This is a genomic window from Curvibacter sp. GW821-FHT09D12, from assembly GCF_059416245.1.
Genome location: NZ_JBWKOU010000025.1, coordinates 55,813 through 71,406 on the forward strand (window position 1 = coordinate 55,813; position 15,594 = coordinate 71,406).

Genomic DNA, 15,594 nt, shown 5'->3' on the forward strand with positions numbered 1-15,594 from the left:
CTCGTTCTGTGTTCAGTCTTGATCAAAGGGAAGCTGTGCAGCCTCCTGGAAACCTGCGGCATTGCGGCGCGAGAAGGCCCACACCATGATGCCGACAAAGGTCACGAAGCAGGCCAGCGTGGCTGCAATGCGAAGGGTGGTGATGTCCATCACGACTCCTTACTTGAGGGCACGACCCAAGGATTGCAGATAGGCCACGAGCGCGTCCTGTTCGGTCTTGCCCTTGACTTCGTCACCACCGGCAGCGATCTGCTCGTCGGTGTAAGGCACGCCCACAGTGCGCAAGGCCTTCATGCGAGGAGCCACCACAGCGGGATCGATGGTGGACTTGTCCAGCCAGGAGTAAGCCGGCATGTTGGACTCAGGCACCACGTCACGCGGGTTGTTCAAGTGGATGCGATGCCATTCATCGCTGTACTTGCCGCCCACACGTTGCAGATCGGGACCGGTACGCTTGCTACCCCATTGGAAGGGGTGGTCATACACGAACTCGCCAGCCACCGAGTAGTGGCCATAACGCAGGGTTTCAGCGCGGAACGGACGAATCATCTGCGAATGGCAGTTGTAGCAGCCTTCGCGGATGTAGATGTCGCGGCCCACCAGTTGGAGGGCGGTGTAAGGCTGCACGCCCTTCACCGGCTCGGTGGTCGACTTCTGGAAGAACAGCGGAACGATTTCGACCAGACCACCGACCGCCACCACCAGCAGGATCAGAACGATCATGAGGAAGTTGCTGGTTTCGATGCGCTCATGCGAGAAGGCGCCGGGAGCCGCTTGATTTGCGTTGTGTTGACTCATGGTTTTTCTCTCCTCAAGCGTGGGCGACCACAGCAGGCACCGGGGTATCGACCGAGCGACCCGAGATGGCAGTCATCCAGGTGTTCCAGAGCATGACGATCATGCCGCCCAGGTACAGCAGACCACCGGACACGCGGATCACGTAGAACGGGAAGGTCGCCTTGACGCCTTCAACAAAGGTGTAGGTCAGCGTGCCGTCGGCATTGATGGCGCGCCACATCAGACCCTGCATCACGCCGGCAATCCACATCGCAGCGATGTACAGCACGATGCCGATGGTGGCCGTCCAGAAGTGGACTTCAATGGCCTTCACCGAGTACATGGTCTTCTTGCCGAACAGACGCGGGATCAGGTAGTAGAGCGAACCCATGGAGATCAAGCCCACCCAGCCCAGGGCGCCCGAGTGCACGTGGCCCACGGTCCAGTCGGTGTAGTGACTCAGGGCGTTGACGGTCTTGATGGACATCATCGGGCCTTCGAAGGTGCTCATGCCGTAGAACGACAGGGACACGATCAGGAAGCGCAGGACGGGGTCGTCACGCAGTTTGTGCCAGGCACCCGACAGGGTCATGATGCCGTTGATCATGCCGCCCCAGCTCGGAGCCAGCAGAATCAGCGAGAACACCATACCGACCGATTGGGTCCAGTCAGGCAGAGCCGTGTAGTGCAGGTGGTGAGGACCCGCCCACATGTAGGTGAAGATCAGCGCCCAGAAGTGGACGATGGACAGGCGATACGAGTAGACCGGACGGCCAGCCTGCTTGGGGATGAAGTAATACATCATGCCCAGGAAGCCTGCGGTCAGGAAAAAGCCCACCGCATTGTGACCGTACCACCACTGCACCATGGCGTCTTGCACACCGGCGTAGGCCGAGTACGACTTCATGAAGCCAGCCGGCACTTCAGCACTGTTGACCAGGTGAAGGATGGCCACCGCAATGATGAAGGCGCCATAGAACCAGTTCGCCACATAGATGTGACGCACCTTGCGCATGCCGACCGTGCCGAAGAACACAATGGCGTAAGACACCCACACCAGCGTGATCAGGATGTCGATCGGCCACTCAAGTTCAGCGTACTCCTTGCCGGTGGTGTAACCCAGAGGCAGGCTGATGGCCGCCGCCAGAATCACCAATTGCCAGCCCCAGAACGTGAACGCCGCCAAGGGACCCGCGAACAGACGGACCTGGCAGGTTCGCTGCACCACGTAGTAGCTGGTGGCAAACAGCGCACAACCACCGAACGCGAAAATCACGGCGTTGGTGTGCAAAGGTCGCAAGCGACCATAACTGAGCCATGGAATGCCTAAATTGAGTTCGGGCCAAGCAAGCTGGGCGGCGATCACAACGCCCACCAGCATGCCAACCACCCCCCAGACCACCGCCATGATTGAGAACTGCCTGACCACGGTGTCGTTGTACAGGGCAGCTTGTGTATTGGATGACTTCATCGGTTACCTCTAAGTTGCTGATCGAGTGTCAGAGCGAACGTGCACAGGTGCATTGACGTGCGTCAATCGTTCCTGAGAATCCGCTCTCCCTCCTGCTCCACGCCCTCAAATTGCCCATGGTGGATTGCCCACCACAGGCCCCCCAGAATCAGCAGCACCAAGGCCACCGAAAGCGGAATAAGCAGAAAAAGAATATCCATCATGGGCTCCGCAAAGACAGGCTGGGCAAAGACAGGCGGGCCGCGTTGAGCACCACGATCAGTGAACTCAAGGCCATGCCCAGGCCGGCCAACCAGGCAGGCAACCAGCCCACCACCGCCAGGGGCACACAGATCGCGTTGTAGCCTGCTGCCCAGATCAGGTTTTGACGGACCACACGCAAGGTGCGACGGGCCAGCGCCACGGTGTCGGGCAAACGCGACAATTGCCCGCCCATCACCACAAAATCGGAACGGGAACGTGCCAACGGGACTGCGTTGCCAAAAGCAAAAGAAACATGCGCCCCGGCGAGCACCGGACCATCATTGAGCCCATCACCCACCATCGCCACATGATGCCCTTCACGCTGGGCCTCGCGCATGATCGCCAGCTTGTCGGCCGGGGCACAGTCACCATGAAAGCGGGCAATACCGACCTGGCCCGCCACCCGCCCGGCCGACGCGGCACGATCACCCGAAAGCAGGGCCACCCCCACGCCCTGCGCCTGCAGGTGACGCACGGCCTCGGCGGCATCCTCTCGCACGTCTTCCCGCAGTTCAAAGGTGGCCAACCAACCTTGCTCATCGGCCAGGTAGACCTGCTGCAGGTCCCCTGCCCGGTCGACCTCCGCAGCGCTCAGGCCGCACCAACTGGCCGAACCCAGTCGGTAGCTGGCTTCACCTCGGCCCATCAGATCGGCCCGCCCCTCCAGCCCGGAGCCTGAAACCTCTCGCACCTTTGCCAGCACGGCGGGAGACAAGTCTTCAGGCGCCGCCCCCTCCTTGCGCAACGACGGGATCAATCCCAGGGCAGCATGAACGGAGCGCGACACAGGATGCAGCGAATGCGCCGCCAAACCACGGGCCAGTCGCAGCGCCATCAAAGGCTCAACACCAGGCCGCACGCGCATGGCCTGCACCGTCATGCCATCGCGGGTCAACGTGCCCGTCTTGTCAAAGACAAACTGATCCACTTCGGCCAGGGCTTCCAGCGCCTGCAGATTGCGCACCAGCACACCTTGGCGTGCCAAGGCCCCCGCCGCAGCCAACATGGCGGCCGGGGTGGCCAACGACAAAGCACAAGGGCATGTGACGATCAGCACGGCCACGGCCACCATCAGCGCTCGCCCCGGATCAACCGACCACCACCAGGCAGCGGACAGCACCGCCGCGGCCAGCACGGCCAACAAAAATGGACGGGCCAGCCGGTCTGCCAGCAAGGCCAGGCGAGGCTTGTCCATGGAGGCGTGCTCCATCATCGAGACAATCTCGGCAAAGCGGGTCTCAGCCCCCAGGCGTGCCACACGCACCAGCACAGGTGCCGACAGATTGTGGCTGCCCGCCGTCACCAATGAGCCTGTGGCATGACGCACCGGACGCGACTCGCCGGTGAGCAAAGCCTCGTCGACCAGGGTCTCGCCCTCCAGCACCTCGCCATCGGCCGGAAAGCCCTCGCCGGGCAGCACACGGACCACATCCCCCACCCCCAGACGACGCACCGCCACGCGCTCGAACAACCCATCAGCGCCACGGCGCTCCACGCTGTCTGGCAAGCGGTTCATCAAGGCTTCCAGGGCCCCCGCCGTGCGATCCCTCAGGCGCAGCTCCATCCAGCGGCCGGTGAGCAAAAAGAACACGAACATGGTCAGTGAGTCGTAATAGACCTCATGGCCCAAGGGACCGCTGGCATCGAAGGTGGCCGCCGAACTGACCACGAAGGTGACCGCCATGCCCAGGGCGACCGGAAAATCCATGCTGATGCGGCGCTGCCGCACGTCACGCCATGCATTTCGGAAAAACGGGCTGCACGAAAACAGCATCACCGGCAAGGTCAGCACCCAGGAGGCCCAGCGCAACAGTTGCGCCATGTCGTCGGTCATGTCACCCGGATTGGCCACGTAGGCTGGCCACGCGTACATCATGACCTGCATCATGCAAAAGCCTGCCACACCCAGGCGCCACAGCGCACGCCGTTGCTCCTGCTGACGCAACTCCACGGTGAAGGCATCGCGCGCCGGCAGGGCACGATACCCGGCAGACCCCACGGCCGACATCCAGCGAGACGGCAAGACCTGGGCAGGCTGCCACACCACGCGCGCACGGTGCGTGGCCGCATTGACCTGCGCCTCCACAACGCCCGGCACCGCCAGCAAGGCCTGCTCGATGGTCAACGCGCAAGCGGCACAGTGCATGCCCTCCAGCACCACCTGAGACTCCCAAGGGCCCGATGCGGCCGCAGCGGATGGCACCTCGGAGGGCCCGGTGTCATCGCATCGGCGACCAAACACCGGCCATTCATGGGGATCGTCCAGCAAACCCAGTCGCTCGGATTCGCGGGCAGCCGCACGCCCCACCGGCTGGGCTTCCGTCGGGGGCGCCAGCAGGTCAAGCGAAGAAAGGGGCACGGGGCTTGCGGAAATCATGAGCTTGAGCCTAACCGCGATTCTGTGTCACCCTCTTGATTCAGATCAAGCCAAAAAATGCGCTCGATCGCTAATCTGACCTCTACTGAAGCCCAAGGAGATCCTCATGTACAAGCGAATTCTTGTTGCAACCGACGGTTCCAAACTGTCTCAGAAGGCCGTCAAGACCGGCATTGACCTGGCCACGCTGGCGGGTGCCGAACTGGTGGCCGTCAAGGTGGTGCCGCGTTACCCGCAAAGCTACTTCGAGGGTTCGGTGCCGTTGAGCGTCGACGAAGTGGGCCGCATCGAAAAGGAATGGACCGATCACGGTCAGGCGGTGGTGGATGCCGTCAAGAAGGCCGCCACCGAAAACGGACTCAAGGCCAAATCGGTCGTCGTCAAGTCCGACCTGATCGCCGAAGCCCTGTTGGCCGCCGCCAAGAAACACAAGTGCGACCTGATCGTGATGGCTTCGCATGGTCGCAAAGGCATCAAGCGCCTGCTGCTGGGCAGCGAAACGCAACAGGTGCTGACCCACTCCACCATCCCGGTGCTGGTGCTGCGCTGAGCACAACTCACCGGTGGCCCGCCGGCCCTCAGGCCGGCAGAGGCCACTGAAGCCTCAGGGGTAGGTGCCCTGGCAGCTGCCGGGCAGGTATTTGGCTTCAATGGTGGTGTGGCCCTTGATCGGCGTGCTGCCCTCCCGTGCGCCACAGGCCCAGCCGTGCAGTTGTGCACCGCCAGCAGTGACGCCACTCAATGCCTCGAATGAATGGGCGTCGCCTTTGGTGACAACCGGCGTGATTGTCAAAACTCGGCTGGCCTCCCCAAGTCTGGCAAGCGTCACTGGGTTGCCCGTGATGACGATCTCACCATTCTTATCGACGGCAACCGATTCCACATACTTGGTGGCTTGTGGTTGGCACGCCCCTGCGAAACGCGCCCCCAGGTCAGCGTCTGGCGCGGTCTGAACCAGTTCACTGACCCCAAATCGGCACGGCGCAGCCGCCAAAATCAACTCCGTCACCTTGGTGCGAGTCGTGTAGTCCTGGTACGCCGGCAAGGCCACCGCCGCCATGATGCCGACGATGGCCACCACAATCATCAGCTCGATCAGCGTGAAGCCACTTTGTGCATGCTGTCTCATATTGCCTCCTTGTGTTGAACGGCCCCACAGGAGCGATCTGCCCCAGGGCTGGGTTCACAAGGTAGTCAAATACGGCGCCTTCCAGGCTGCAGGCTGTAACACCGCTGGCATCCCGTCACTTGCCGCGCCACACCATCTTGAGCGCCCGACGGGATTCCAGGAAAGATGAGACGGGAGGACCAAGACGCCTGCCGACATCGATCAACCGTTGACACGAGACGGAATGCCCCGTCGACGGGGCCGGGCGTGTCACACCCTTTGGCAGAAATTACAGTGACAAGCTGTGGTCAAGGGTCTGCCACCCAGGCCTCAATGAAAAATCCCCGCACAAGGCGGGGATCAAGCGGCTCAGCTCAGGACGAGATCAATAGGTTTCGTCGAGTTGGGTCAGGATGGCCGGGTTCTCCAGCGTGCTGGTGTCCTGGGTGATGGTCTCGCCCTTGGCCAGGCTGCGCAGCAGGCGGCGCATGATTTTGCCCGACCGGGTTTTGGGCAGGTTCTCGCCAAAGCGGATGTCCTTGGGTTTGGCAATGGGGCCGATTTCCTTGGCCACGTGGTCGCGCAACTGCTTGGCGATGGCCTTGGCCTCGTCGCCCACGGGGCGCGGGCGCTTCAGCACCACGAAGGCGCAGATGGCCTCGCCGGTGGTGTCGTCAGGGCGGCCCACCACGGCGGCCTCGGCCACCAGTTCGGTGCAGCTGACCAGGGCAGACTCGATCTCCATGGTGCCCATGCGGTGACCCGACACGTTCAGCACGTCGTCGATGCGACCCGTGATCGTGAAGTAGCCTGTTTTCTCGTCGCGGATGGCACCGTCGCCGGCCAGGTAGTACTTGCCCTGGAAGTCGGCGGGGTAGTAGCTCTTCACGAAACGGTCCGGATCGCCCCAGATGGTACGGATCATCGAAGGCCATGGCTTCTTGACCACCAGGATGCCGCCCTGCCCGTTGGGCACATCCTTGCCGGTTTCATCCACGATGGCGGCCTGGATGCCCGGGAAAGGCAGGGTGCACGAACCCGGCACCATGGGCGTCACGCCAGGCAGCGGAGTGATCATGTGGCCGCCGGTCTCGGTCTGCCAGAAGGTGTCGACGATGGGGCAACGGTTGCCGCCGACTTCGCGGTAGTACCACTCCCAGGCCGCCGGGTTGATCGGCTCGCCCACCGAACCCAGCAGACGCAGGCTGCTGAGATCGTAGCTCTTGGGGTGCACTGCAGCGTTGGCCTCGGCCGCCTTGATCAAGGAGCGGATGGCCGTCGGCGCGGTGTAGAAGATGCTGACCTTGTGGTCCTGGATCATCTTCCAGAAACGGCCGGCGTCGGGGTAGGTGGGCACACCTTCAAAGACGATCTCTGTGCCGCCAAGCGCCAACGGGCCATAGGTGATGTAACTGTGGCCGGTCACCCAGCCAATGTCGGCCGTGCACCAGAACACGTCGTCGGCCTTCAGGTCGAAGGTCCACTTGGTGGTCAAGGCGGCATGCAGCAGGTAGCCGCCGGTGGAGTGCTGAACGCCCTTGGGCTTGCCGGTGGAGCCCGAGGTGTAGAGCAGGAACAGGGGATGCTCGGCCTCGACCCATTCCGGTTCGCAGGTCGTGGGCTGCTTGTCCGCCACATCCGCCATCCACAGGTCGCGGCCCGCGGTCATGGCGATGTCGGCACCCGTGCGCTTCACCACGAGAACGTTCTGCACGGACTCGCAGCCACCCAGTGCCAGGGCCTCGTCGACGATGGCCTTGAGGGGCAGGTGCTTGCCACCACGCACCTGCTGGTCGGCGGTGATGATGGCCTTGGCGCCGGTGTCCTGCACGCGGTCCCGCACCGATTGGGCAGAGAAGCCACCAAACACCACCGAGTGGATGGCGCCAATGCGGGCACAGGCCTGCATGGCGGCCACACCGTCGATCGACATCGAGATGTAAATGATGACGCGGTCGCCCTTGCCGATGCCAACCGACTTCAGGGCATTGGCAATCTGGCAGGTCTTGGCCAGCAGGTCGGCGTACGAGATCTTGGTGACCTCACCGCCGTCGGCTTCGAAGATCAGCGCGGTCTTGTCGCCCAGGCCACGCTCAATGTTGCGATCCAGGCAGTTGTAGGAGGCATTCAGCGTGCCATCAGCAAACCACTTGAAAAAGGGGGCATTGCTCTCATCAAGCACCTGGGTGAAGGGCGTCTTCCAGGTGATGAGTTCCTTGGCAAGCCGACCCCAGTAGCCCTGGTAGTCGGTTTCGGCTTCTTTGCACAGCGCCTCATAGGCGGCCATGCCTGACACGTGGGCGTTCTTGACGAACGCCTCGCTGGGCAGATACACGGCGGCGTTGTCGCCTGCTTGGGGGTTGGCACTCATGCTTGTCTCCTTCGGTTCGATAGGGCTATTTGCGCGTAAATGTGACCCTTGGCCCTTACAGCGCTCTGACTGGCGTCAAGCTTACAGCCGCTCAACAGCGGGGTTGCTGACATGACCGGTATTTGGGACGGGCATTGCGTTGGTTTTCGGTATCGTTTGTTACAACCTAGACTTGGCCACAATCGTTCAGAAAATTCAATCATGAGTTCACCCACTCCACCCAAAGCCTCGCCACTGCGCCCGCTGCCTGCCCTGATCTTTGCCAGTCGTTGGCTTCAATTGCCGCTGTACCTGGGCTTGATCGCGGCCCAGGGCATCTACGTGTTTCACTTCTGGGTGGAACTGGTGCATCTGATTGAAGCCGCCTTTGGCAGCCAGACAGCACTTCAGGCGCTCGTGAACAGCATTGGCTACAAGACAGGCGCCGAGATCCATGCCCTCAACGAGACCATCATCATGCTGGTCGTGTTGGCCTTGATCGATGTGGTGATGATTTCCAACCTGCTGATCATGGTGATCGTGGGGGGCTACGAGACCTTTGTCAGCCGAATGAACCTGGAAGGCCACCCGGACCAACCCGAATGGCTGAGCCACGTCAACGCATCGGTGCTGAAGGTCAAACTGGCCACGGCCATCATCGGCATCAGCTCGATCCACCTGCTCAAGACCTTCATCAATGCCGACAACTACTCCGACCGCGTGTTGATCGCCCAGACGGCGATCCACATCACGTTCCTGTTGTCGGCCCTGGCGATCGCCCTGACCGATCGACTGATGGGCGGACAACACCCCGACCCGCACTGAAACCAGGCCGACCCACCCGCCCTGGCCCGCTCAACCCGGCCGGGTCATGGCGGCCGGCACCACCCAGGCATCGAACTGCTCGGCCGTGACAAAGCCCAAGGCCAAGGCCGCCTCGCGCAGGCTCACCCCATCGCGGTGAGCCGCCTTGGCCACCTGAGCGGCACGGTCGTACCCGATGTGGGGGCTCAGCGCCGTGACCAGCATGAGCGAGCGTTCCAGCAACTCGGCAATGCGCCCGCGCTGGGGCTCGATGCCCACCACGCAATGCACGCGGAAGCTGTTCATGCCATCGGCCAAAAGACGCACACTTTGCAAAAAGTTGTGGGCCGCCATGGGCCGGAAGACATTGAGTTCGAAATTGCCGCTGGCGCCCCCCAGGTTGATGGCCACATCGTTGCCCATGACCTGCACCGCCAGCATGGTGAGGGCTTCGCACTGGGTGGGATTGACCTTGCCCGGCATGATCGAAGAGCCCGGCTCGTTCTCGGGCAGGGCAATCTCACCAATGCCGCAGCGGGGCCCGCTGGCCAGCCAGCGCAGATCGTTGGCAATTTTCATGAGGCTGGCCGCCAGCGACTTGAGCGCGCCATGGCCGTGCACGATGCCATCCATCGAGGCCAGGGCCTCAAACTTGTTCGGCGCCGTCACAAAGGGCAACCCCGTCAAGCCGGCCAGTTCGTCCGCCACGGCCTGCGCGTAGCCCGGCGGCGCATTCAGCCCGGTACCCACCGCGGTGCCCCCCAGGGCCAGCTCGCACAAATGCGGCATGGCATCGCGCACATGGCGCTCGGCATGCTGCAGTTGGGCCGCATAGCCCGAGAACTCCTGCCCCAAGGTGAGCGGAGTGGCATCCTGCAGGTGAGTGCGGCCGATCTTGACAATGTCGGCAAATGCCAGCGACTGCTCGCTGAACACCGTCTGCAACTGCAGCAGCGCTGGCAGCAGGCGATGGGTCAAGGCATCGACGGCGGCCACATGCATGGCGGTGGGAAACACATCGTTGGAAGATTGACTGCAGTTCACCTCGTCATTCGGGTGCACCAGCCGCCCCTGCCCACGCGGCCCCCCCAGCAACTCGCTGGCCCGGTTGGCCAGCACCTCGTTGAGGTTCATGTTGGTCTGCGTGCCCGAGCCAGTCTGCCAGACCACCAGCGGAAACTGGTCATCGTGGCGCCCTTCCAGCACTTCTTCGGCCGCGGCAATGATGGCCATGGCCTTGGGGGAAGACAACAGCCCCAGGCGCTGGTTGACGTAGGCGCAGGCCCGCTTGATCTGGGCCAGTGCCATGATCAGTTCACGCGGTTGGCGCTCCCCTGAAATGGCAAAGTTCTGCAGTGATCGCTGGGTCTGTGCCCCCCATAGCCGATCGGCCGGAACATCAATGGGTCCAAAGGAGTCGACTTCGATGCGAGTTGACATGACGCGACCTCGGGTTGTTTCAACCTGTCAAAATACCGCCTGCCCGTGATTCGGGCAAGCTGCTGGCGTGCCCGGTTTTTGCGCTCACCCCCTGGGATAATCGCGCGGGACCGCCAGACGGCCAGCCCCCACCGGATCCCGCATTGTCCCTTCCAGCCCACGAAGAACCATGACCACCATCAAGCAAAGCGACCTCATCGACTCCATCGCCGGGGCCCTCCAGTACATCAGCTACTACCACCCCACCGACTACATCGCCCATCTGGCACGTGCCTATGAGCGCGAACAGAGTCCGGCGGCCAAGGATGCGATCGCCCAGATCCTGACCAACAGCAAGCTCAGCGCGACCGGCCAGCGTCCGATCTGCCAAGACACCGGCATCGTCAACGTGTTCCTGAAAGTGGGCATGGACGTGCGTTGGGAAGGTTTCACCGGCAGCCTGGACGACGCCATCAACGAAGGCGTGCGCCGCGGTTACAACCACCCTGACAACACCTTGCGTGCTTCGGTGGTGGCCGATCCCCAGTTCGCCCGCAAGAACACCAAGGACAACACCCCGGCCGTGATCTTTGCCGAGATCGTGCCTGGCAACACCGTCGAAGTGACCGTGGCCGCCAAGGGCGGCGGCAGCGAAAACAAGAGCAAGATGGTCATGCTCAACCCCGGCGACAGCGTGGTCGACTGGGTGCTGAAGACCGTGCCCACCATGGGCGCCGGCTGGTGCCCGCCGGGCATGCTGGGCATCGGCATCGGCGGCACCGCCGAGAAGGCCGTCCTGATGGCCAAGGAAAGCCTGATGGACGACCTGGACATGTACGAACTGCAGGCCAAGGCTGCCAAGGGCGAGAAGCTCACCCAGGTCGAAGAACTGCGCCTGGAGTTGCTCGAAAAGGTCAACGCCCTGGGCATCGGCGCCCAAGGCCTGGGTGGCCTGACCACCGTGCTGGACATCAAGATCAAGATGTACCCCACCCACGCCGCCAGCAAGCCCGTGGCCATGATCCCCAACTGCGCCGCCACCCGCCACGCCCACTTCGTGATGGACGGCTCTGGCCCGGTCTACCTCGACCCGCCGAGCCTGGACCTGTGGCCCAATGTCGATTGGACCCCCGACTACAACAAGAGCCGCAAGGTCGACCTGAACACACTCACCCCGGCCGAAGTCGCCAGTTGGAAGCCGGGCGACACCCTGCTGCTCAACGGCAAGATGCTGACCGGCCGTGATGCCGCCCACAAGCGCATCCAGGACATGCTGGTCAAGGGCGAGAAGCTGCCGGTCGACTTCACCAACCGCGTGATCTACTACGTGGGCCCGGTGGACCCGGTGAAGGACGAGGCCGTCGGCCCCGCCGGCCCCACCACCGCCACCCGCATGGACGGCTTCACCGAAATGATGCTGGCCCAGACCGGCCTGATCGCCATGGTGGGCAAGGCCGAACGCGGCCCCGTCGCCATTGAAGCCATCAAGAAGCACAAGTCGGCCTACCTGATGGCCGTGGGCGGCGCCGCCTACCTGGTATCCAAGGCCATCAAGGCCGCCAAGGTGGTGGGTTTTGCCGATCTGGGCATGGAAGCCATCTACGAGTTCGACGTGGTGGACATGCCCGTGACCGTGGCCGTGGATGCCGGTGGCACCAGCGCCCACATCACCGGCCCGGCCGAGTGGCAAAAGCGCATCGCCACGGGCGAATTCAAAGGTATTTCGGTCGCCGGCGCCTGATACCCGGCTGTGAGGGCTGGGCCACACGGTCAGGCCCTCCGCTGGCCCCCCCCGACCCGCGGGGGCCTCACCAGTGCCCTTGGTTCATCCATGTTGAACACACCTCTTCAGGCGCCCCACCAGGGCGCCTCGGGCCCCATCGGGGTCTTTGACAGCGGCATTGGCGGTCTGAGCATCCTCAAGGCCCTGCGCCAGCGCATGCCCCAGGAAAACTTCGTCTACATCTCAGACCGCGGCCACGCCCCCTATGGCGAACGCAGCGACGAATTTGTTCGGGATCGCTCCCGGGTCATGACCGAAGCGCTCGTGGGCTTCGGGGCCAAGGCGGTCGTCGTCGCCTGCAACACCGCCACCGCCGCCGCCATCCACGAGCTGCGACAGCATTGGCCCCAGTTGCCCGTGATCGGGGTGGAGCCAGCCCTCAAGCCGGCAGCGCAGCTGACGCGCACTGGCCATATTGCGGTCGTGGCCACACGGGGCACCCTCAACAGCCCCAAGTTTCAACACCTGCTGGGTCAGCAAGACCCGAAGCTGGACATCCGCTGCCAACCCTGCGATGGCCTGGCCGATGCCATCGAGCATCGGGACGACCGGCGCATTGCCCACTATTGCCGGCAATACCTGGCCCAGACCGGGCCCTGGACTGAGGGCACCAGCACACCCGACACCCTGGTGCTGGGCTGCACCCACTACCCACTGGTGCTGCCACATTGGCTGTCTGAACTGCCGCCCCATGTGACGGTGCTGGACACCGGGGCGCCCGTTGCCGAACAAACCTACCGGCGGCTGCTGCAAAGCGGGCAGCTTCGCCTGCAGGGCCGTCCCGAGACTCTGGCGCCCTCTGGCCAGGTGAGCTGGTTCACCACGGGCGAGGTCGAGCACCTGGAGCGTGCCATCCAACACTGGCTGCCAGAAGCCTCCGGGCCCTGCCAGCCCCTCCCCAAACGATGAAAGCCGGCACAAGGCCGGCTTTCATCTGTTTCAGACTGAAAAATTCAGACCGAAAGAAGGCGATCAGGCCTTCTTGGCGTAGGCGCTGCACCAGCCCTTGGTCGCCACTTGCTTGCCGGCAAACAGCGGGCAGCCACCAGCCGCGTCAGAGGCCTTGCCTTGGAACAGCGCGCAGCTACCGCAATGGTCGCCAGCGGCGAACTTGGGGAACTTGCTCTTGTCGACCTTGGTAGCGTCAGCCTTGTAGCCCAGGGCTGCAGCCTGCGGGTCGTTGTCGGCCACCATCGGAGCGGCAGCGCGAACAGAGGAAGCGGCCAGCACGAAACCGGTACCGGCGCTCAGTTGGAAGAAGAATTGACGACGATTGGACATGGCAAACCTCAGGTGGGGAGAGTCTTGATTTGTAAAATGCCAGCGCCTTGCGAAGCTGGCAGCGCATTGTGAACCCACCCCGACCTGCCCACCTTGAGCCAAAGCAAGACTGAGCGCCAACCCCGGACAATTTCTGGATGACCCGTCTTGCCCGCTGGCCAGGCCGAGCGCAGATCAAGCCGACGCAACGTCAGGCAAGCCCCACAACCGTCGACCACCCGCCTCCAGGTGGGTCAGGTAAAGACGCACATCCAATTCGAGCTGGTGATAGGACGGCTCCAGATGTTCACAAAGTCGATAGAACGCCTTGTTGTGTTCGCGTTCGCGAAGGTGCGCAAGTTCGTGAACCACAATCATGCTCAAAAAGGGGGCCGGGGCATCCTTGAACAAGGCGCCGATGCGGATCTCGTGCTGGGCCTTGAGGCGTCCGCCCTGCACCCGCGAGCTGATGGTGTGCAAGCCGAGCGCATTGCGCACCACATGGATCTTGCTGTCGTACACCACCCGGTCCAGCCGGGGGGTTTGGCGCAGGTGCTCCTGCCTCAGTGCTTCGACATGGCGATACAAGGCGCCATCGGTACGCAAACCGTGCGGCGCGGGGTAGCGCTCCATCAACCAGTCAGGCAAGCGCCCCGAAGCCAGCAAGCGCCCAGCCTGCTGTTGCAACGACTCCGGGTAGGCCGCCAGGTACTTTGAGACCAGCACCGCCTCGCTCACGGCGCCTGACTCAGTGCAGATGACGGGGCCGGCGGCCACCACCATGACCAGAGCCACCCGAACCACGCGGCGGGCGCCCAATCTCAAGCGAGTTGACCAGATCATCAAAGCGTTGCGAGAACAGCTTGTCGATCTCGCCCACCACCCCGCCCAACTCGGAGCCATCAAAATGACGCTCCATCATGTTCACCACGTCCTGCACCAGCAGGTCACGCTGCACCTGCATGATGGCGGCCGGGTTGGGCCCCACGAACAGCATCAGAAAATCATCGCGCGACTCGGCGCCACGGTCTTCTTCCTCTTCGTCAAACTCGGCGTCATAGAAGGTGACTTCGATCGCCGCCCCCTGCTCGGAAATCTCATTGAGATTCATGCACATCTCGTCCAGCGACTGGCGAAAATCCTCGTCGCCTCGCACCGTCCAGCACATCTGCAGCAGGTGTTCCTTGGGGTCGAATTTGATCCCTGGCTCTTCGTCGTAGGCGCTGGTCGCCCCATCAGCCAAGGACCGCGCGCCGGCGTAGTGCCAAAGCGGCTTCAAAGCCTCTTGCAACTGATCAAACAGAACATCACCACGCAACTGCACTTGACCATGCACGTGGATTTCAAAAGGGGCGTTGTAACTTGACATGATTCAATGGTAATAGTGCCCCGAAACAGACCCATCGGGTCCGAACCTGATTGGCGAATGGCCCTGGCTAGGGGGGGAACCACCGGCTGAGCGCCAAGCAGACCTGCACTCATTTTGGCACGGCGCCAAGCCGACGAAAGGCTTTTGAGCCACTGAAGCACGCCCCAATAGCGCACTTTGTCCGAAGCAGCCTCGCCGGAATGAACAAGAGAGTTCTCAAAACGCGCCAGTCGCCCCAACCCCCAGCCAGCATAAAAAAAACCCGCCACGCCTTGCAGCGCGCGGGTTTTGAGGTGGTGTGAGATGGCTTGAGAGCCAAATTTGGTGCCCCGAGCCGGGGTCGAACCGGCACGCCCCTTTTACGGAAAGCGGCGGATTTTAAGTCCGCAGTGTCTACCAATTTCACCATCGGGGCACACCGATCAATCCAGGGCATGCGAGCAAGCAACCGGGCGGCCTGATCGGATCAGGCGGGCATCATAACGCGACCCGGGCACCCCGGCCGCAGCGATGCGGACAAGAAAAAAGGGAAGCCTGGGCTTCCCTTTTTGAAATTTGGAGCGGGAAAAGAGTCTCGAACTCTCGACCTCAACCTTGGCAAGGTTGCGCTCTACCAACTGAGCTATTCCCGCA

At 62.7% G+C, this 15,594-nt stretch carries 15 protein-coding genes and 2 tRNA genes; 4 read left to right on the plus strand and 13 right to left on the minus strand.

The genetic code is table 11. The features are described 5' to 3' along the window. Positions 1-12: 12 nt before the first annotated feature. The 5 genes from AC07PT_RS25960 to AC07PT_RS25980 form a co-directional block, all read right to left on the minus strand. Positions 13-150, minus strand: a complete 138-nt coding sequence (locus AC07PT_RS25960) for a cbb3-type cytochrome oxidase subunit 3 (protein ID WP_027476917.1) — start codon at positions 148-150, stop codon at positions 13-15. Between the two features lie 9 nt (positions 151-159). Further along, entirely contained in the window at positions 160-798 is a 639-nt protein-coding gene (gene ccoO / locus AC07PT_RS25965) for a cytochrome-c oxidase, cbb3-type subunit II (RefSeq protein ID WP_019573067.1), read from the minus strand. Between the two features lie 13 nt (positions 799-811). Continuing rightward, positions 812-2,248 carry a cytochrome-c oxidase, cbb3-type subunit I gene (ccoN, locus tag AC07PT_RS25970; protein WP_492346184.1) on the minus strand — a complete coding sequence of 479 codons (1,437 nt, stop codon included), beginning with the start codon at positions 2,246-2,248 and terminating at the stop codon, positions 812-814. A 62-nt stretch (positions 2,249-2,310) separates the two neighbouring features. Continuing rightward, the gene (gene ccoS / locus AC07PT_RS25975) at positions 2,311-2,448 is read right to left on the minus strand and encodes a cbb3-type cytochrome oxidase assembly protein CcoS (RefSeq protein WP_027476915.1); all 138 of its coding nucleotides are present in this window, start codon (positions 2,446-2,448) and stop codon (positions 2,311-2,313) included. After that, complete coding sequence (locus tag AC07PT_RS25980; protein ID WP_492346183.1) at positions 2,448-4,868, minus strand: heavy metal translocating P-type ATPase; 2,421 nt, start codon at positions 4,866-4,868, stop codon at positions 2,448-2,450. The genes ccoS and AC07PT_RS25980 overlap by 1 nt, the downstream gene beginning before the upstream one ends. Positions 4,869-4,974: 106 nt before the next feature. Between AC07PT_RS25980 and AC07PT_RS25985 the strand changes: the two genes are divergently transcribed. Beyond that, positions 4,975-5,418, plus strand: a complete 444-nt coding sequence (locus AC07PT_RS25985) for a universal stress protein (RefSeq protein ID WP_492346182.1) — start codon at positions 4,975-4,977, stop codon at positions 5,416-5,418. Positions 5,419-5,472: 54 nt separating this feature from the next. Here the strand turns inward: AC07PT_RS25985 and AC07PT_RS25990 are convergent, their stop codons facing one another. Both AC07PT_RS25990 and acs read right to left on the minus strand, forming a co-directional pair. Then, complete coding sequence (locus AC07PT_RS25990) at positions 5,473-5,997, minus strand: pilin (protein ID WP_494658633.1); 525 nt, start codon at positions 5,995-5,997, stop codon at positions 5,473-5,475. Between the two features lie 364 nt (positions 5,998-6,361). After that, positions 6,362-8,347, minus strand: coding sequence for an acetate--CoA ligase (acs, locus tag AC07PT_RS25995; protein ID WP_492346180.1), 1,986 nt, complete (start codon positions 8,345-8,347; stop codon positions 6,362-6,364). Between the two features lie 201 nt (positions 8,348-8,548). On the opposite strand from acs, the gene AC07PT_RS26000 reads away from it, so the two are divergent. Further along, positions 8,549-9,151, plus strand: coding sequence for a YqhA family protein (locus tag AC07PT_RS26000; RefSeq protein WP_492346179.1), 603 nt, complete (start codon positions 8,549-8,551; stop codon positions 9,149-9,151). A 30-nt stretch (positions 9,152-9,181) separates the two neighbouring features. Here the strand turns inward: AC07PT_RS26000 and fumC are convergent, their stop codons facing one another. Continuing rightward, positions 9,182-10,570 (minus strand): class II fumarate hydratase, encoded by a 1,389-nt coding sequence (gene fumC, locus AC07PT_RS26005; protein WP_492346178.1) that lies wholly within the window; start codon positions 10,568-10,570, stop codon positions 9,182-9,184. A 169-nt stretch (positions 10,571-10,739) separates the two neighbouring features. Between fumC and AC07PT_RS26010 the strand changes: the two genes are divergently transcribed. Together AC07PT_RS26010 and murI are read left to right on the plus strand one after the other, a co-directional pair. After that, the gene (locus tag AC07PT_RS26010) at positions 10,740-12,290 is read left to right on the plus strand and encodes a fumarate hydratase (RefSeq protein ID WP_494658634.1); all 1,551 of its coding nucleotides are present in this window, start codon (positions 10,740-10,742) and stop codon (positions 12,288-12,290) included. A 90-nt stretch (positions 12,291-12,380) separates the two neighbouring features. Continuing rightward, positions 12,381-13,241 (plus strand): glutamate racemase, encoded by an 861-nt coding sequence (gene murI, locus AC07PT_RS26015; protein ID WP_494658635.1) that lies wholly within the window; start codon positions 12,381-12,383, stop codon positions 13,239-13,241. 63 nt (positions 13,242-13,304) lie between these two features. Here the strand turns inward: murI and AC07PT_RS26020 are convergent, their stop codons facing one another. From AC07PT_RS26020 to AC07PT_RS26040, 5 genes are all read right to left on the minus strand, one after another. Continuing rightward, on the minus strand, positions 13,305-13,613 hold the full coding sequence (locus tag AC07PT_RS26020) for a high-potential iron-sulfur protein (protein ID WP_494658636.1): 309 nt from the start codon (positions 13,611-13,613) through the stop codon (positions 13,305-13,307). A gap of 174 nt (positions 13,614-13,787) precedes the next feature. Further along, positions 13,788-14,417: a YgjP-like metallopeptidase domain-containing protein gene (locus AC07PT_RS26025; RefSeq protein WP_494658637.1), complete on the minus strand. Its 630-nt coding sequence runs from the start codon at positions 14,415-14,417 to the stop codon at positions 13,788-13,790. Continuing rightward, the gene (locus AC07PT_RS26030) at positions 14,341-14,961 is read right to left on the minus strand and encodes a DUF6806 family protein (RefSeq protein WP_492346173.1); all 621 of its coding nucleotides are present in this window, start codon (positions 14,959-14,961) and stop codon (positions 14,341-14,343) included. Before AC07PT_RS26030 ends, AC07PT_RS26025 begins: the two co-directional genes overlap by 77 nt. A gap of 322 nt (positions 14,962-15,283) precedes the next feature. Then, a tRNA-Leu gene (locus AC07PT_RS26035) sits at positions 15,284-15,376 on the minus strand. 141 nt (positions 15,377-15,517) lie between these two features. Next, positions 15,518-15,593, minus strand: a tRNA-Gly gene (locus AC07PT_RS26040). Between the last annotated feature and the right edge of the window lies 1 nt (position 15,594).